Genomic DNA, 18,415 nt, shown 5'->3' with positions numbered 1-18,415 from the left:
GTAATAACATTCCTATCAGAGGTTACGCAAAGCGGTGCAAATATAGTTATTATTATTAAGACTCCCAAACATCTCCCCAAACAGCTGATGGAATGCCAAGTCTCATAAAAAATTTTTTTTTGCTTCAGGGCAAAAGAATTTGTTTATTAGAAAATATTTGCCGTAATTTATGAGCAGAATTCAATATTCAAAGCGCTCTTGACTACCTTACCCTATCTTCATCAATCTGATGTTGATGATTATAGACTATTTTTGACAACCATTTACTTGAATAATTTTTAACCTAAATGTATTTTTTACTAACTCAAAATCTCAAGATTATGAAGCTAAAAAACTTTCTTGCTGTGTTCTCAGCAGTCGTTCTTGCGAGCTTGATGAGCGTTTCTTGTACGCCAAAAAATGACGGGCCGGAAGAACCTACTTTAACGCTATCTGCGCAAACCCTAACCTTAAACAACCAAGCACAGAATCCGACAGAACCACAAGTTCAAGTAACAACAAACCAAACCAAGTGGAATGTATCTACGAACGCTGAGTGGCTTACAGCTACTCGCAAAGGCGAAGGCATCGTGGTTGGAGCACAAGCAAACACTCTTGGAAAAGATCGTAAGGCTGAAGTTATCGTTTACGCAGGTGGCCTTATGGAAAAGATCGCTGTGACTCAAAGCGCTTCTAAGATTTTCATCAATGTTTCTTCTGAAACAATTGAAGCTCCTGTAAGTGGCGGACAATTCCTTGTCGCTGTAGAAACAAATGCAGAACAATGGTCTATGGAATTTGAACAGACAGATTGGCTTAACGTTACCAGAGCCGGTAACTTTGTGAAGGCTGAGGTTGCTGCTAATAAAACAGACAAAGCACGCGAAGCTAAAGTATTTATAAAAGTTGGTGCAGAAGTTAAGGCTATCAGAGTATTCCAAAATATATCTAATGCAGTTTACTTCCCTATTTTTGATGCTGAGATGAGCGTCTTCCAACGTGCAAAAATGGAGGCAGCACAAGGCTCTATCATAATAAGCTTGCGCGAACCGGGACAAAGCTTCTTCGGACCACAACCGGGTATGCTGACAGTAATTCCTGAAGCAGACGGTTTCATCAATGCTACTTATCTTATTCCTTTCAATAACCCGAAAACATGGAAAGTTATTGTAGCAACAACAGACACATGGGAAAGAATTGCAGAAGGAGCATTTATCGAAGCTCTTAAGAATGCAGGATTTACCTTTATGCAAGATATGTCTGCAGCGAAGAAGCTTGTGTATCAAAACAGTGATAAGATGTTACGTGCTACCATTCTTCAAGAACCTCAAGAGGATGGAACAATGGTTTATGGAGTTATATTCGAGCACTACTACATTCAAGATAAAGACTATCCAACGTTCTCTAAGTTCCCATACCTTCTTAAAGAGTTCTTGGATAATAAAGACAAAAAGACTGCGGATGTTGTCGCATTTATGACAGAACGTGGATACAAGAAGGAGAAAGATTATCCAAATCAAAAAAAACCGGAAGAACTCCAGGCTCAAAGTTTTGTTAAGGAAGGTGAAGTTGGAAAAGAAGAGGCGAAAGATGTTTTGGCATTCTACCACAAAACCGGAGATGCCGGACTAGATCCTGCTCTACTACAAAGTTTGACTCAATTCGCTCAAATCTTCAGCCAAGATAAGATCAACTTGGTAATGTGGTTGCGTCCTGATGGTGCTTATGCTCCAACAAAAGAGTTTATCGCTCTTAAAGACAAAGAAGGTTTCGATGCAAACTCTTTGGAAAGAGATGGAAGATTCTTTTTCGTAACCAAGGAAGACCTTGTATTGATGCTTAGACCGGCTCAATTCAGCGACGTAAATCCGGGTGAAGTATCTCTTCAATTCGCAATGTGGTATGAAGAAGGTGCATCAAAAATACAAGGAGCTCGCCTGAGCGACTACTACTACGGTAAAGATAAGAACGAAGTGAAAGCTAGATTTGAAGCAAAAATGGCTTCTCTTCAAAAAGCAGCTGCAAACAAAAATCAAACAAAGTTTGAGAAGTTTTCTCTTAAGTAACCATTAAGACCGTAGTTCATTTATATAGACTTAATGTATAAATGAGATAGTTTGGATATCCCCACCGAGAGTGTAGCAGGGTACACTGTAGCCTCTTCGGTGGGGATATTTCTATCTACTTTAAAGTAATAACAAGATCATGAAAAAAGTATATTTGCTGAGCGTTCTCTTTGGGCTCTTGACAGTAGGAGGCTGCCAAAATGAAAGAGAAGTCCAATATGCGGACAACAGCCAACAAAAAGAACAACCAAACACATCATCGTCTTCTCTAAAAATGTATAATGTTCCTCCGGGTGCAGCTGTTCCGGGAGAGATTATCATCAAGATCACAGATGAAGTTGAGCAGAGTTTAACTCAGGCACAATTGGGAGAAGTACAAATGAGCAGCGTTCCCTCTTCTATGGGTTCTGCTCTACAAAGCATAAAGGCCACAGCTATAACAAGATTGTTTCCACCGGCAGGAGAGTTTGAAGAAAGATCAAGAAAAGAAGGCCTGCACCTATGGTTCATAGTACGTTTCGACAAAGGGGTGGAGATATCCAGAGCAATGCAAGCTCTTGATAGCGTAGATGGTGTAGAGATTGTAGAATTCAATCCTGTAATAGTTCCGGCTTCTGCTAATCAGCATCCTGCAGCCATAAATTTATTAAGTTCAACCGAAGACTACCTTAAAAGAAATGCCAAAATGCCATTCAACGACCCTCTTCTGAAGGAACAATGGCACTACAACAACATAGGAACCGGTGTTCCTGCGGGAGTCATGGGATCCGACATCAACCTTTTCAAAGCGTGGGAAATCTCCACCGGTACCCCAAATGTCATCGTCTGCGTAGTGGACGGTGGGGTAGATGTAGATCATCCCGACCTTGCGGATAATATGTGGGTAAATCAGGCCGAACAGAACGGGACTTCCGGTGTCGATGATGACAATAATGGATTTGTCGATGACATCAATGGCTACTGTTTTGTAACCGATCAAGGGAATTTACGTCCGGACGAAGATGCTCATGGAACACACGTTGCAGGAACTATCGCTGCAAAAAATAACAATGGTGTCGGAGTAGCAGGAGTAGCCGGAGGTAATGGAGACCCTAATACCGGAGTACGTATCATGTCGGCAGCGATCTTCCGAGAAGGTGCTCAGGGTGGCAACGCTGCGGCAGCTATCAAATACGGAGCAGACAATGGAGCCGTTATATCTCAAAACTCTTGGGGATATCCTTATCGTTCAGGTGTCTATACTACTCCGAACTCTCTAAAAGTAGCCATCGATTATTTCGTAAAATATGCCGGTACTGATGGGAAGGGCAACCAAAGACCGGACTCTCCAATGAAGGGGGGAGTTGTGCTTTTTGCAGCCGGTAATGATGGATTGGAATTTACAAGCCAACCGGCAGCATACGAAGGATGTATTGCCGTCTCAGCAATCGGTACAAACTTTAAGAGGGCTACCTACTCCAATTATGGCGACTGGGTAGATATCTCAGCTCCGGGTGGAGATCAGATGCTGTATGGAACAAAAGCGGGAGTCTTAAGTACGACCGACAAAAATGCTGCAAACGTAGTAGATTGGTACACATACTATCAAGGTACCTCCATGGCATGTCCTCACGCCTCAGGTGTTGCAGCTCTTATTGTATCTCATTTCGGTGGTCCCGGATTTACCAGTGAAGATCTAAAGACTCGTTTGCTGGCTTCTATACTACCGGTGGATATAGACAAGATAAATCCGGGAGCAGCAGGACGTTTGGGGTCAGGCTATGTCGATGCTTATGCAGCTTTGACTCTTAAAAATGATCAAAAAGCTCCGGAATCTCCTAAGTTCAACAGCAGTAAGATCAATGCAAATGTTAATTTCACAGAGCTTACACTATTTTGGAATGTACCCAAAGATGAAGATGATGGGACAGCGGACAAGTATGCCGTTTACATGTCTACGACCCCTCTTAACGCAAACAATTACAAAAAAGAAGGCGAACTTATAAGCAATCCTCTCGTCGGAGGCAAAGGCTTGTCTGTTAATGACGAAGTATCTTTCGTGGTAAAGAAGTTGACTCCTGATAAAGAGTATCATTTTGCTCTTGTAGCAATAGACCGTTGGAATTTATTCTCGGCTCCATCCTTTATCTCCGTAAAGACAAAAAAGAACAATCCTCCGGTAATCTCCAACGTACCCGAAAATCCACTTGTTCTCTTGAATATCTTGGGAAAAGTCGAGTATGAATTCAATATTTCCGATCCGGATGGGCACAAGTGGCAATATACTTTGGAGGATAAGACCAACTGCGTAAGCGTAGCACGGATAGACAAAGGCTTGAAAGTTACTATCCGTCCGCTATCTTCTGCCGGTGAATACTCGTTCAATCTTAAACTTACAGACGAGCTTAAGAGTTCTTTCACATATACTATTCCATTCAGAATCGTTACCGTAACAGAGCCTGAATTTAAGAAAGCGTTCCCAACTCCAACAATAGGAGCTAAGGGAGAAGGAGCTTCTCTTAACCTTGCAGACTATGTAACTCCTCAAGAGTTCTTGACATTTACATACAAGGCTTCTTCATCCAACGGCTCGGTAGCTTCTGCCGACGTAGACGATAAGGGTAAGCTAACCATCAAGGGATACAAGCCCGGACGCACAACCATATCTGTGGAAGTAAGCAACGGACACATGTCATCCATGGCATCTTTCTCTGTTACCGTAGTTGAAGATCCTTCTCTCGATGTTTACTCTGTATGGCCTCTTCCAATGCAGAAGGAGTTGAATGTTTGGCTCAACCCGACACACAAGAAAGCTCACATCACTTTGATAAGTGTTACCGGAGCAGTTGTTTTGGATAAGGAAGTACCTGCAGATCATACAGGTGTTGCCAAGATCAACACAAGCAAAGTAGCTCCGGGTACATATACTTTGAGAGTGAAGACAGGCGGCAAACCTTATGAAAGAGCTGTCCAAAAGAGGTAATTGTAGATCATAAATTTTCAACCGTATCAATAACTATAAAAAAGATATGAAGATAAAATATATCATTGGAGCAATGGCCTTGGCAGCAATGGGACTATTCTCTGCTCCAAAGGCGGCAGCTCAAAGCCTTCCGATATTAGAGACTCCCGTTGATGCACGTACTGCTGCGATGGGTGGTGTATCGTTGGCGCATACAGACAGAAGCTATCTTTATGTAAACCCGGCTTCCATCTTCCAAACAGACAAGAAGTTCACAGTCTCTGCAAGCGGACTTATGTTCCCTAAGATGGCTATGGCAGAAGGCAGACTCTTGAACGGAATGGCCACTGCCGGATGGAGATTCCTCGACCGCCACGTTGTGTATGCAGGTTTCCGCTATCAGGGAGGTCTCACTCTTCCTTCTATAAAGGATCAGTTCGGTACACCGGGCAAGCCGCTTTCTCCATTCGATTGGAGTGCCGACTTAGGTTATGCCTTCCGTTTCAATGACAAGCTATCTGCTTTTGCTTCCGGATCATTCATCCAAAGCTACACAGGCAGAACAGCCATGACGGGAACATTCAGCCTTGGAGCCAATTACTTCATGGATCTCACCAATAGTGGTGCAAAATATTTGAACATCGCTGCTCGCGTGTCCGATCTTGGAGCACCTATCGCTTACTCTGCCAAGGACGTGTTTGCGGTACCTTCAAGAGCAGAGCTTACAGGAGACTTTGCGACAGCAGTTTCTGATACTCACGAGTTCAACTTCACTCTTGGCGGAAGATACTTCTTCTTGGCATCCGATCCGCTATACCAAGCAAACATCGGTGCGGACTACACGCTCTACAAGATGGTAAGCCTTCGCGCAGGTTATCAGTATGGCAGCCGGTCTACCAGCGCTTGGAGTGCAGGTATCGGAGTGAAGTTCTACAACGTCAAGCTCGACCTTGCCGGCATCAGAGGCTTAGGAGAATATGGCTCTCAAAAGATGATGCTGTCTCTATCGTTCGACTATTGATCGCTCGATACCTATAAAAGAAAAGACCTGTACACGCAGCGTGTGCAGGTCTTTTTTTATTCCCATTCCGGCAGATCCCGAAGCAGCATCGCCACGATAGTTCCTCTCCCCTGCACTATCCCGGCTCCCGAAAACGATAAATAAAACTGCATTCACAAAACAGCAGCTGCCAAAATCACCCTTTCGGGCATTGCCCCTGCACGGTCTAAAGGCAAACCCTGCCACACAAAAAAGATAACAAAACGGACAGATGAACAACCCCATCCAAGAGCCCCCTATCCTTCTTTGCCGGAAGAGAACAGCCACCGGACACCTACCCGAAAGCTGCGTAGAAAATCTTCTTCCACAACGTTTTCTGAAAAGCAGCGAATCTTTTCCCGGAAATCTTTAGTGCTTTCTCCAAAAAGATTAGGTACTTTCTCCAAAAAGATTAGGTACTTTCTCCGAAAAGATTAGGTACTTTTCACAGAAAGATTAGGTACTTTCTCCAAAAAGATTAGGTGCTTCCTCCAAAACCTTTAGTACTTTCCTCCAAAACCTTTAGTACTTTCCTCCAAAACCTTTAGTGCTTTCCTCCAAAACCTTTAGTGCTTTCCTCCAAAACCTTTAGTGCTTTTCTCCAAAACCTTTAGTGCTTTTCGCCAAAACCTTTAGTGCTTTTCGCCAAAACCTTTAGTGCTTTCTCCCAAAACCTTTAGTGCTTTCTTCCAAAACCTTTAGTGCTTTTTCCCGAAACCTTTAGTGCTTTCTTCCAAAACCTTTAGTGCTTTCTTCCAAAACCTTTAGTGCTTTTCTCCAAAACCTTTAGTGCTTTTCAAAGAAAGTCGCTAAATTGCATCCGGATCCGTACACTTCACAAGATGAAAAGAGACAAGACAAAAGAAACGAGCCTTAGCCGCCGCACATTGGGAACGGTGCTTGCTATGGTTCTGCCGGTAATGATGCTGCCGGTCTCCTGCAAAAACAGTAAAACATCCCTGAAAAACAGCATGACAGAAACATCCGAAACAGCAACAGACACCTCCACCACACTTCGGGCAGAGGCATTCGTGCAAGGAAGGATACACATATACGTATCCGAAGCCGCACTGCAAAACATCAAGATGAACGACTCCGGCGAGATCTCCATGAACAGTCTGCCTGCTCGTCTGACCTCCGTACTGAAAGAAATAAAAGCAACACGAGTGGAACGGCTATTCCCTCCGTCAGGGAAACATGAAGAGAGAAGCCGGCAAGAAGGGCTGCACAGGTGGTTCATCGTAACCTTCGACAAAGGCATCTCTCCCTCCAAAGCGTGCGAGATGATGCTGTCTCTCCCGGAAGTGGAACAAGCAGAAGCCATACCGGAAGCTACGATGCAGATTTCTTGAAGAAGCTCTGTCGGGGAACAAAATCTTATCCCTTTTTCCCATAAGCATCTCTCTAAACCGGATTATAGCTATTCGGAACTGTTTCTTAACCGCTTTAAGAGCGAATCTAAACCCGTTTAGAGTTGAAAAGCACAGCTTGTTCTCTGCAAATCAAGAGTCGATTTGCACCATTCGCATCTCGGTTTGCACGCTTCGAGCCTTGATTTGCACCTCCGAACCTGAATAATGGAAAATACGAACGGGTTTAGAGGAAAAAGCAAAGCAGTTCAGAGCATTTACCGGTTCACTCCCGAAAAGGAAAAGAGTTTCCATCCTGTTTCCGTAGACAAAAAAGAAAAGAGTAAAATATGCCGCCTACCATAAATGGAAAGCACTCTCATCGGGGATTAAACTTGGAATCCTCCCCTATTTTTCGTATCTTTATATTGTACACATACGAAAGAAAGATGAATATATTAAAGAAATTACTTGGAACCCTTTTGGTCATCGGACTGTTTGTCCTTGTGTTTACAATAGCAAAAGGAATTATCGTCATTTCCAGCGCACTTCTAAAATTTGCCCTAATGATCATTCTCGGCATCTTTGCCATCTCGATCCTGATAGGGCTTTGGCGTAGCGGCACTAAGAAAAACCAATAACAACAAAAAGCATTGATACTCCGGTATCGATGCTTTTTTATAACGAGGCATTTACCTGCCATTTACTTCCGGGCTGTTCTGCGTGCAAATCTGCAAAAGATCGCTCCCAATCGGGAACATTCAGTTTGGTTTTTGAGACCGTTTCGGCATTGAGTTTCCGGCTCGAAAAGGGTAGTTTGATAGTATCACTTCATCCGAAATAAGCAGCGGAGACACCAATAGAGTATTAAGAATCCTGTCGTTACGCATCAAGTCAAGGATGCTATTTAATCTAAAAATAAGGGGAGGAAAATGTTAATTCCCCTATTTTTTCTTGCAAGTTAAAACAAAAAGGTCTACATTGCGTCAGACATCGGATTAAGGTTGGTATTCAGACCTTCTCCAAAAAGTGTATAAAAACGATTGAATACGCTTTAGAGGCGTTTTCTTATTTAACCCAAAACTATTAACACACGATTATAAAGGGTGTGTGAGCGTGATTGAAATCTGATATACGTTTAACATAAAAACTGTCATATTATGCCTGATCGAAAGAGTAAAATGGATGAGCAATGCCATTTGTACGGCAAAATACGTAAAATCTGTGAACAGAAAGTCAATGAGCCGGAGTGGCGCGTTCCTCTTAGTTTTGATATTCTAAAAAAGTTGGTTCTGAACAAAAAGAGTGAAGAGAATTTGTCCAGAGCGGAGCTGTTGATAGCAAAAGGATATTTTGAAGGAGATGGCGAACAGACACCGAATTGTCCCCTAAGCGCATACTTTACTTTGGAGAATGTTCTCAAGACTCTGAAGTTTTTAGATCAAAAAGAAAATAAGCCGAGTTCCTCTCTTATTCCCATCAAGGGGATTAGCCGTGTGATGCAAGCAAAGTTGAGGGATAAGCTCAATGTGTATGATGTTGCCACACTTCTGGTTAGAGGTCGCTCTCATGAAAAGAGAGTTTCCATGGCATCGAGACTTGGAGTGGATCTCAAACTTGTTACCAGCTGGATAAAGCAGGCAGATCTATGGAGAGTGGAAGGTATGACGACAGACATGGCGTATCTTCTGGTCCAGGCGGGAGTACGTAATGTGGAAGATTTGGCGAAGGTAGATGCAGAAAAAGCCTACCCGATTCTCACCAATATCAATGCCTCTCAAGTAGATTTCTCCCTCGTGGAAAAAGAGGAGCTTGAGAAAATGATTGCCAATGCGGCAATGTTATTGAAATATTCTCCAAGTCTGGCTTCATTCTGTATATCAAAAAGGAAAGAGTTTGAAGAAGGTATAAAAGAGACTCCTCATAGCAACATATCCGGAAAGATTGCTTCTCTTCGTCCGGAAGTAACTGAGATATTACGCTCCCATAGAGCGAAGATAAATTCTTGGGAGAATATAAGCTCTCTTCTCATTGGAGTTCCCGCTCAGATAGAGGCAGATGGAGTGCCTCCGGTGTACTTGTTCAAGGATGATTTTTCTTCTGAAGATGATGCGAGTGCAGAGCTCGAATCTATATACGAGATTATAAATGAGGTGTTGGGTTTTCTGGACAATGTCGAATACACCTTGCCTTTACCTCGGACAGCAAGCGGTACCGTGTTTATAAAAAAGGCGGACGAACCGGATGAAAATAAGAGATGTCTGCCGGGAGTATTAGTCGAGATAGATGGTATTGTAAGTCCGGACCAAGATAAGACGGAGGTCAATAAGAAACCTCGATGCTACACAGACGGCAGTGGTAGGTTTATAATATCAATGCCCGACAGGTATAGCCTTAAGGAGGCTGTAACGATAACCATTTCCGATGGAAATAAAAAGCAGAAGTTTTTGACAACGGCATCGGATTTTATCGATTCTGTTCCGGAACAGCAGATACTCAAAGAGTTTCTTGCTGTCGATGCCATCGGAGACAGTGCAGACAGCTTATCTGAGAGGATCCGATTCCTGGAGAGAAAGAAGGCAAGCATCGAAGCAAAAATAAGTAATCCGGAAACAACCGATAGAGCCAAGCGGATATTGGAGGAAGCTCTGCAGAAGATAAACGAGACTTTAGAAGGCAAAGGAGAGACTAAAGGGCTGAAGAGTGAACGAGAGGAGTTGAGGCAAAGGTATAGTGAAAAGAAAAAGGAGCTGTTGGAACGCTTTGGCACAAACGACCTAAAGAGCACTTTCGACCGGTTTATGGCATCTGCTTCCAAACTGAATGCTCAGTTGACTGCCACCTCCATAGGAGTGGAGCAGGTCAAGAGTGACGGATTCACTGTCATTCAAGAGATATTTGAAAACAGACGTATGGATATGCCTCGAGCGTTACCAAGCGTCAAGCTGATGGGTGAAGGAGGAGACGTTATAAAGCTACCTACTGACACAGCTCCGTCAAGGATATTTACTTATAGGATGCTACAGCGCCTGAAAGAGCCCGATATATTCCCCATACCTAAAGGTGCCGGCAAGAACGCGCGAGTAACACTGAACAGACCTGTAGATGTAGAGGCATTTAAGGAACAGATGTACAAGGATCCTCATAACTATCCACAAATGTCCACGCTCGGCATGGGTTATACACTCAATATGCATCAAGCATGGGTACCGGATGGCTTTGCTCTTGGAACTCTTTTGTACTCTTTGATCCTTGCTCCGGGAGAGGAACAACGCATCATTGTACGAGAGAATAAACAGAGATACAGTATTACAGATGTAGCAGAGGGAGCGGATGCAACACGCTCACGCTATGCTCTTTCTCAAGAGGACGATACTTCCGCAATTTTTAATCAGGCGATTGACCAGATGTCCAGATCCAATTCTAATTACAGCTATAGTACTTGGACGAACAGCTTTGGTGGAGGCGGTGGTATCGCCGGAGGTTTTGCTCCTTATGTCAGTGCAACTTTAGGACTATCCGGAGGTTTCTCAAAAACGAAAGGTCGAAGCTCTCTCTCTTCAAGCCAATCTAACTTTTACAGAGAAGCATCAGCCGCAGCCAATAGTTTTCAACACAATATCAAGAGTGCCTCAGCAAGGTTGTCTCAGTCGAAGCGTATAAGTATCACTACCGCGACGAACGATGTCTCCGATTCTGTTGCAACCAAGATCGTGGCGAACCACAACCATTCTCATGCAATGACTATCCAATATTGGGAGGTTATGCGTCGCTACCGTTTGGAAACATGTATTGATAGCGTCGACTTGGTGCTATTTGTTCCTCTTAAATTGATCAGATTCCTGCCTTCAGGAGAAAGTTTGATTTATCCGGCAGGCAGTATCGAAAGTTTTAATAGCGCAGCTTTCGCGAGGCGTTATGCCACAGTATTGAAGTATGCAAACTCTCTGAAATACTACTTACCTTATAAGCATTGGGCAGGAGTAAACCTCATTCAGAAATATGCAGCCTTACCACAATGGACAATGGAAAAGACAGGAGGGCAACCATCTCTCTTTTCATTCTCAATACAAGGTATATTCCTTTCATGTGATGATATTAAGGCTTATCTTGTTCTGAAGAATGGCAAGGGAACAGTCGCCGGAACGGTGAGTTATGAAAGAGTCCGGTTAGGAAGCGAATATGAAACAAGCAATGACCTGAAACGGGCGATAAGGGATATCAGAAATTCAAACACTTCTAATGGAAAATACCCAAAGAAAAGGGCGATACTTTCCTTTAATCTCCCCATTGGAGTTATTGATGAAGATATCTCACATGTAACTATCCGCTACTCTTGCGAACCTTTGCATTATACATTGTATAAGAATCCTAAAGCAAAGGCAGCTTCCGGCGTCTACGCAGATGAGGAATATAAGAGTATGATGGACAAATATTGGGACTCGATGAAGGATACCGACAATACTTCGGGTGATCTTAGAAAAATCGAGTACTATAGAAATGTCTTGCCTGAGGCATACATATCTCCCAATGTGTGGATATCATCAAGAGAAATGAATAGTCTCGGCTATCCGGAAATTGAGCTGATCGACAAACCGGTGAAATTCCAACTTGTACTATCCAACTCATCATTAGAAGGAGATGTTTATGTGGGCGTTTCGACAAGTTCCCATACGTTGCGTCGTACTGAGTTTCAACAGATGGAAGCCTTACTGCAATATCTGGCATCGGAAACTCTACGTTACTCTCAAATAGTTTGGAGGAGTCTTTCTGATGACGAAAGAGCAATGATGTTGGAACAGTACACCATAAAGATGGACTTTGAAGAGGCTATCGTGAATGCGAATGTTCAAACGGAAGAAGAGGATATAAGAAATTCCAATAGAAACAATGTCAACATTCCACTGCTCAACTGTGTTAATGTTAAAAAGCTTCTTGGGTTCTATGGCAACTGTATGCTATTGCCTTTTACATATCCTCAAAGCTTGGCAAAACTACTGGGCTGTACTGCCGCAGAAATGCAGGATGCAATATGCCGATACCATAGCAATAATTTCCGTGCACCAACAACTACAATATCTCTACCGACAAGTGGTATGATAGGTGAAGCGGTGTTAGGAGAAACAAATGTGAGCGAAAAGATTGACCTTACTCGTTTCTGGAACTGGCAAGATTCTCCAATTGATAAGATGGAGATTGATCATAAAGGTCTTAACTCTACAGATTGCTTGGCAGGTAAAAAGACAAAGGATATAACTCCTCTCAACTTACAAGAGGCAGCCGCTGCAACTCCGGTTACGGCAGCAGATCTACTAACTGCTTTAGTAAACAAAAAGCCTCCAATCTTTGACAATATAACCGGCTTAGACCAACTCAAGGAGATACTTAATGAGGGTACCAAGAGTGCATCTTCCGGTCGAGACAGGGCGATAGAATCTTCTGAAAAAATGGCAAAGGCTGCCTTAGAATTTTTCTCCGCCAATAAGAAAGATGACGAGGAAAAGAAGGAGGGAGATAACAATAAGAAGGAAACTCCGAAAAACGGAGGGACTGAAAAGAAATAAGAAGGAGCTATAAACAATTTGATTGTCTGTCTGTAAGTAATCAGGGAGAGTGAATTCTATAAGCAGTTGTCAAACCAAAATCTCAAAAAAGATTGATATGTCAGAAAATATAGATATACAAGCATTAGTGGCGAAGTTGTTGGAACACGAAGTTTCGCCGGAAGTATTGGAAATAAAAAAGATGATACTTCGCAGAATAGCTTCGGAAAGCGATATAAAACCTTCTCGCATTCCTGCACCTATGAATATTACCCAAGTTGGCGGGTATGTTAATCTGCTCATGCAGCTTAACGAGCAAGAGATGCTTCGGCAGACTCTGGCTTCTATACTCGGACTACCAATGCAGACGCCGAAAGAGTGAAACTTGCAAATACGGACGATAGTCTGCTATGGTTTATATCTCTTTTCAAACTTTGAGTTTGATCATGATATAGATTGTAAGAGGCTATGGCGTATAGGAGGTCTTTGAATGATATGCAATGTGAACAGTAATTTGGTATACTTTCATCGGGTAGTTGCATCAATGCGGTTTCTGTGATTGATCGCTATCATGTCTATCCTTAAATAGAAGCACAAGGCTCGAAGCCGATCTGAAATTGATGAAAGTAGTACCTTATTGTAAACTTTTGAATCCGAACTTTGTAGTAATTGTATCAAAAGCAACAATTTGTTTTTGGTCAATGAGGCTTAGTAAAAGATAAGATTGTTTCTTTGGGGTATTATGAGTAATCGAAAATAGGAGAGGTGGAGATAGCCTTGGATCAGAGGCGAACGTTCGGGATTGATGAGATTACAACAGTTTGTAGTCTTGAGGGATGAGTTTATCTGTGTTCTATTTGTGATCTTGATCCACTATTAGAATTTTTCTAACAAGGGTTGAGAAGAAAATATTCAGACTCCCAGTGGACGGAAGTAATAGTACGGTTGATACGAAAGAGACAAGTTGCTCAGATAGCATTGATCAAAGGTAGTATCAGGGTGCCGTATGCGAGATTAGGAGTGGTTTGGAGAACTGCCTTTGGAAGTTCAAAAAACCACTCCTTCCTTTTTGGCATTAGGCCTCCTAAGTTGTGTGAGAATGTGCTAACAGGAGGGAGAATAAAGAAGTCCCGCCATACAGCTGTATGGCGGGACTTTCCGTGAAATAATATTTATGCTAAATAAAGTTAGTCTTCCGGCATAATCACCGGTCCTGCAAGAGTAGCAGCCTTATGAGCTTCCAACTCCTCTTTAGAACCAACTATAAGTTTGTCGTACATACGGAAACCGGTACCGGCAGGTATCAAGTGTCCACAGATAACGTTCTCTTTGAGAGCCTCCAAATAGTCTACCTTGCCTTGGATTGCAGCATCGTTGAGCACCTTAGGTGTCTCTTGGAATGATGCGGCAGACATAAAGCTATTGGTTTGAAGTGCAGCACGAGTAATTCCTTGCAATACTTGATTTGCCGTGGCAGGTTGAGCATCTCTTACCTGAACAGGTCTCAAGTCTCTTCTCTTCAATGAGCTGTTTTCGTCTCTTAGTCTGCGAACGGTGATGATCTGACCCGGACTATAAATTTCTGAGTCTCCGGCATCTACCACAACCTTTTTGCCCCATATACGATCATTCTCTTCCTGAACCTCTATACGATCGACAAGCTGTTGTTCCAAGAATCGTGTATCTCCCGGTTCAACAATTTCAACCTTACGCATCATTTGACGTACAATAACTTCAAAGTGCTTATCGTTGATCTTTACCCCTTGTTGACGATAGACATGCTGGATACCATTGACAATGTAGTCTTGTACAGCATTTGGTCCTTGTATGGCAAGAATATCTGCAGGAGTTATCGCACCATCAGAGAGAGGTGTTCCTGCACGGACATACTCTTTCTCTTGAATAAGCAGTTGCTTTGACAATGGCACCTGATACTTTCTCTCTTCTCCAAGCTTGGAAGTAACAGTTACCTCCCGATGACCTCGACGAATCTTACCTAAAGATACTTCTCCATCAATTTCGGAAACAACCGCAGGATTATTCGGATTACGTGCTTCAAACAGCTCGGTTACACGAGGAAGACCTCCCGTGATGTCCCCTCCGGAGTTGCTTGTACGAGGAATCTTTACAAGGATATCTCCCAGATTTACTCGTTCACCTTCTTTCTTGCTAAAACGAGCACCTACCGGAAGGTTGTAAGTACGATCTATATTGCCATCCTTATCCAAAATACGGAATTCCGGTGAAAGATTCTTATCCTTAGATTCAATGATGACGTTGTCTGTGTGTCCGACCTCCACGTTAGAGTCATGCTCTACTTTGAAAGTAACATTCTCAACAATGCCATTGTATGCAAGTGTACCCGCAGCTTCGGATATAATAACGGTATTGAATGGGTCAAACTCGTAAAGGACAGCATCCTTCTGGATCTTATCTCCAATATTGAAGAACAAACGTGCTCCATAAGGGATATGATTGTTGACAAGAATCATTCGAGTATTCGGGTCAATAAGACGCAATTCGGCAAGACGGCTTACGACTATTTTGGTAATGCTTCCGTCTTCTTCGACAAAGTCTACTGTACGAAGTTCGTCTATCTCCAAAATACCATCATACTTAGCCTTGTAGGAGTTCTGTTGTGTAGCATTGGATGCAATACCTCCGGCGTGGAAAGTACGAAGTGTAAGCTGTGTACCCGGCTCTCCAATGGATTGAGCCGCAATAACACCGACAACCTCTCCGATCTGCACCATAGTACCAACGGCAAGATTTCGACCATAGCACTTTGCACAGACACCTTTCTTGGACTCACAAGTAAGAACAGAACGGATCTCTACACTCTTAATAGGCGAATCTTGTATCCGTTGTGCAGCATCTTCTGTAATCTCTTCTCCGGCATAAACGAGAATCTCTCCCGTATTAGGATGGATTATATCATGAACTGAAACACGACCAAGAATACGTTCATAAAGAGAAGAAACAACAATATCATTCTCTTTTATTTCCGAAATCTCCAAGCCACGAAGTGTTTCACAGTCATCTTCTGTCACAATAACATCTTGGGAAACATCCACAAGACGACGAGTAAGGTAACCGGCATCGGCTGTCTTAAGAGCCGTATCGGAAAGACCTTTACGAGCACCGTGAGTAGAGATAAAATACTCAAGAACAGATAGCCCTTCCTTAAAGTTAGAAAGAATAGGGTTCTCCATAGTCGGGGCTGCATCCGCACCACTCTTCTGCGGTTTAGCCATAAGACCACGAATACCTGAAAGCTGATTGATCTGACTCTTGGAACCACGAGCTCCGGAGTCCATCATCATAAAGATCGGGTTAAATCCTTCGTTATCCTGACTGAGCTGTTTCATCAAGATATTGGACAATCTTGTGTTGATATGCGTCCAAGCATCTATAATCTGGTTGTATCTTTCATTATTGGTGATAAAACCCATGCTATAATTGGCAGTAATGGCATTTATCTCCTCATATCCCTCTTGAATAAGCTGCTCTTTCTCCTGTGGAATAAGAACATCTGAAAGGTTAAATGAAAGACCTGCCTTAAATGCCATGTTATAGCCGAGATCCTTTATGTGATCAAGGAAGTGTGCCGTTGCTGCAACACCTCTCTTCTTTATGACATAACCAATAATATCTCGAAGAGCATTCTTTCCAAGAAGAGCATTGACATAGCCTATCTTTTCGGGTACACATTCGTTGAATAAAAGTCGTCCAACAGAAGTTTCAACCATGTGTGAAATTTCGTTGCCACTTTCATCCAAATCGTCTACCACGACTTTAATCGGTGCATGGATACCAACCTTTCCTTCATTATAAGCAATGAAAGCTTCTTCCGGTCCATAAAATACAAGACCTGCACCCTTGCTGTTCTTACGGATCTTGGTGATGTAATAAAGTCCGAGTACCATATCTTGTGATGGTACGGTAATAGGCGCTCCATTTGCAGGGTTAAGGATATTGTGAGAAGCCAGCATAAGGATCTGTGCTTCCAATATAGCCTCATTGGACAAAGGAAGGTGAACAGCCATCTGGTCCCCGTCAAAGTCGGCGTTAAATGCCGTACAAGCAAGAGGGTGCAGCTGAATAGCTTTTCCTTCTATAAGCTTAGGTTGGAAGGCCTGAATACCGAGACGGTGAAGTGTAGGAGCACGGTTGAGAAGAACAGGGTGCCCTTTGATCACGTGTTCCAAAATATCCCAAACGACCGGCTCTTTACGATCCACAATCTTTTTAGCACTCTTAACGGTCTTAACAATGCCACGCTCTATCAACTTACGTATGATAAATGGCTTGTAAAGCTCTGCTGCCATGTATTTTGGCAGACCGCACTCGTGCATCTTAAGCTCAGGACCAACCACAATAACGGAACGTGCAGAATAATCGACACGCTTACCAAGCAGGTTCTGACGGAAGCGTCCTTGCTTTCCCTTTAGAGAGTCTGTTAGAGACTTCAATGGACGATTGCTTTCGCTCTTGACTGCGCTTGACTTACGAGAGTTATCAAAAAGGCTATCCACCGCTTCCTGAAGCATCCGCTTCTCATTACGAAGAATTACCTGAGGAGCTCTCTGCTCAAGAAGTCTTTTAAGACGATTGTTACGTATGATAACTCTACGATACAACTCGTTCAGGTCAGATGTTGCAAAGCGACCGCCGTCAAGAGGTACCAAAGGTCTCAATTCCGGAGGAATTACCGGAACAACCTTTAGGACCATCCACTCCGGACGGTTCTGTCCTTGGCTTGCTCGAAAACTTTCGACTACTTGAAGACGCTTCAAAGCATCCTTCTTACGTTGCTGAGATGAGTCCTTAGACGCTCTGTCTCTAAGTTCGTAAGAGAGTTTGTCAAGATCGACACGTGCAAGTAGGTCATAGATAGCTTCTGCTCCTATTTTTGCTATAAATTTATTGGGATCACTATCATCCAAATATTGGTTCTCTTTGGGCAGAGAAGCCAAAATTTCCAGGTATTCATCCTCTGTCAGCAGGTCATTAACCTCTACAGACTCTACAATACCCGGCTGAATAACAGCATATTTTTCGTAGTAAATTACAGACTCCAGCTTCTTGGCAGGAATGCCGAGAAGATATGATATCTTGTTAGGATTTGAACGGAAATACCAGATATGAACAACAGGGACTTCCAAAGAGATATGTCCCATACGCTCACGGCGAACCTTCTTTTCTGTAACCTCTACACCACAGCGATCACAAACAATTCCTTTGTAACGAATACGCTTGTACTTTCCGCAATGACACTCATAATCCTTAACAGGACCAAAGGTGCGCTCACAGAAAAGGCCATCTCGTTCCGGCTTATACGTTCTATAATTTATTGTTTCGGGTTTTAGGACCTCTCCACTTGAGTTTTCAAGAATCTCTTCCGGTGAGGCAATACCAATTGTTATCTTGGTAAAATTACTCCTTATCTTATTGTCTCTTTTAAAAGCCATGTGTAAATGCGTATGTGAAGTTCGATT

10 protein-coding genes are annotated in these 18,415 nt (G+C 42.9%); 8 read left to right on the top strand and 2 right to left on the bottom strand.

From position 1 onward, the window contains the following. Positions 1-320: 320 nt before the first annotated feature. The 3 genes from HQ43_RS06590 to HQ43_RS06580 all read left to right on the top strand — a co-directional run bounded on the left by HQ43_RS06590 (position 321) and on the right by HQ43_RS06580 (position 6,007). Positions 321-2,045, top strand: a complete 1,725-nt coding sequence (locus tag HQ43_RS06590) for a BACON domain-containing protein (RefSeq protein ID WP_036791345.1) — start codon at positions 321-323, stop codon at positions 2,043-2,045. A 139-nt stretch (positions 2,046-2,184) separates the two neighbouring features. Further along, complete coding sequence (locus HQ43_RS06585; protein WP_036791342.1) at positions 2,185-5,007, top strand: S8 family serine peptidase; 2,823 nt, start codon at positions 2,185-2,187, stop codon at positions 5,005-5,007. A gap of 46 nt (positions 5,008-5,053) precedes the next feature. Further along, complete coding sequence (locus tag HQ43_RS06580; RefSeq protein ID WP_036791339.1) at positions 5,054-6,007, top strand: PorV/PorQ family protein; 954 nt, start codon at positions 5,054-5,056, stop codon at positions 6,005-6,007. Here the strand turns inward: HQ43_RS06580 and HQ43_RS09920 are convergent. Next, on the bottom strand, positions 5,990-6,163 hold the full coding sequence (locus HQ43_RS09920; protein WP_160217615.1) for a hypothetical protein: 174 nt from the start codon (positions 6,161-6,163) through the stop codon (positions 5,990-5,992). The two genes, HQ43_RS06580 and HQ43_RS09920, sit on opposite strands and share 18 nt — an antisense overlap. A gap of 94 nt (positions 6,164-6,257) precedes the next feature. Between HQ43_RS09920 and HQ43_RS09915 the strand changes: the two genes are divergently transcribed. From HQ43_RS09915 to HQ43_RS06560, 5 genes are all read left to right on the top strand, one after another. Next, complete coding sequence (locus HQ43_RS09915) at positions 6,258-6,398, top strand: hypothetical protein (RefSeq protein ID WP_160216109.1); 141 nt, start codon at positions 6,258-6,260, stop codon at positions 6,396-6,398. Positions 6,399-6,867: 469 nt separating this feature from the next. Next, positions 6,868-7,377: a subtilase family N-terminal domain-containing protein gene (locus tag HQ43_RS06575; protein ID WP_152567494.1), complete on the top strand. Its 510-nt coding sequence runs from the start codon at positions 6,868-6,870 to the stop codon at positions 7,375-7,377. Positions 7,378-7,823: 446 nt separating this feature from the next. Then, complete coding sequence (locus HQ43_RS06570; protein ID WP_036791333.1) at positions 7,824-8,015, top strand: hypothetical protein; 192 nt, start codon at positions 7,824-7,826, stop codon at positions 8,013-8,015. 519 nt (positions 8,016-8,534) lie between these two features. Next, positions 8,535-12,938 (top strand): DUF4332 domain-containing protein, encoded by a 4,404-nt coding sequence (locus tag HQ43_RS06565; RefSeq protein WP_036792674.1) that lies wholly within the window; start codon positions 8,535-8,537, stop codon positions 12,936-12,938. Positions 12,939-13,035: 97 nt separating this feature from the next. Then, positions 13,036-13,299 carry a phospholipase D-like domain-containing protein gene (locus tag HQ43_RS06560; RefSeq protein ID WP_052079447.1) on the top strand — a complete coding sequence of 88 codons (264 nt, stop codon included), beginning with the start codon at positions 13,036-13,038 and terminating at the stop codon, positions 13,297-13,299. A gap of 805 nt (positions 13,300-14,104) precedes the next feature. On the opposite strand, the gene rpoC is transcribed toward HQ43_RS06560, so the two are convergent. Next, positions 14,105-18,388 carry a DNA-directed RNA polymerase subunit beta' gene (gene rpoC, locus HQ43_RS06555; protein WP_036791331.1) on the bottom strand — a complete coding sequence of 1,428 codons (4,284 nt, stop codon included), beginning with the start codon at positions 18,386-18,388 and terminating at the stop codon, positions 14,105-14,107. Positions 18,389-18,415 lie beyond the last annotated feature (27 nt).

It is taken from the genome of Porphyromonas canoris, from assembly GCF_000769115.1.
In the GTDB taxonomy this organism is placed as follows: domain Bacteria; phylum Bacteroidota; class Bacteroidia; order Bacteroidales; family Porphyromonadaceae; genus Porphyromonas_A; species Porphyromonas_A canoris.
This window is presented reverse-complemented; position numbering and strand designations above follow the sequence as displayed.

What these genes read in the sequence shown, in the direction of transcription:
- HQ43_RS06560 (WP_052079447.1), top strand. Translation starts at nt 13,036, where the DNA reads ATGTCAGAAAATATAGATATACAAGCATTAGTGGCGAAGTTGTTGGAA.
- HQ43_RS09915 (WP_160216109.1), top strand. Translation starts at nt 6,258, where the DNA reads ATGAACAACCCCATCCAAGAGCCCCCTATCCTTCTTTGCCGGAAGAGA.
- HQ43_RS06580 (WP_036791339.1), top strand. Translation starts at nt 5,054, where the DNA reads ATGAAGATAAAATATATCATTGGAGCAATGGCCTTGGCAGCAATGGGA.
- HQ43_RS06585 (WP_036791342.1), top strand. Translation starts at nt 2,185, where the DNA reads ATGAAAAAAGTATATTTGCTGAGCGTTCTCTTTGGGCTCTTGACAGTA.
- HQ43_RS06565 (WP_036792674.1), top strand. Translation starts at nt 8,535, where the DNA reads ATGCCTGATCGAAAGAGTAAAATGGATGAGCAATGCCATTTGTACGGC.
- HQ43_RS06570 (WP_036791333.1), top strand. Translation starts at nt 7,824, where the DNA reads ATGAATATATTAAAGAAATTACTTGGAACCCTTTTGGTCATCGGACTG.
- HQ43_RS06575 (WP_152567494.1), top strand. Translation starts at nt 6,868, where the DNA reads ATGAAAAGAGACAAGACAAAAGAAACGAGCCTTAGCCGCCGCACATTG.
- rpoC (WP_036791331.1), bottom strand. Translation starts at nt 18,388, where the DNA reads ATGGCTTTTAAAAGAGACAATAAGATAAGGAGTAATTTTACCAAGATA.
- HQ43_RS06590 (WP_036791345.1), top strand. Translation starts at nt 321, where the DNA reads ATGAAGCTAAAAAACTTTCTTGCTGTGTTCTCAGCAGTCGTTCTTGCG.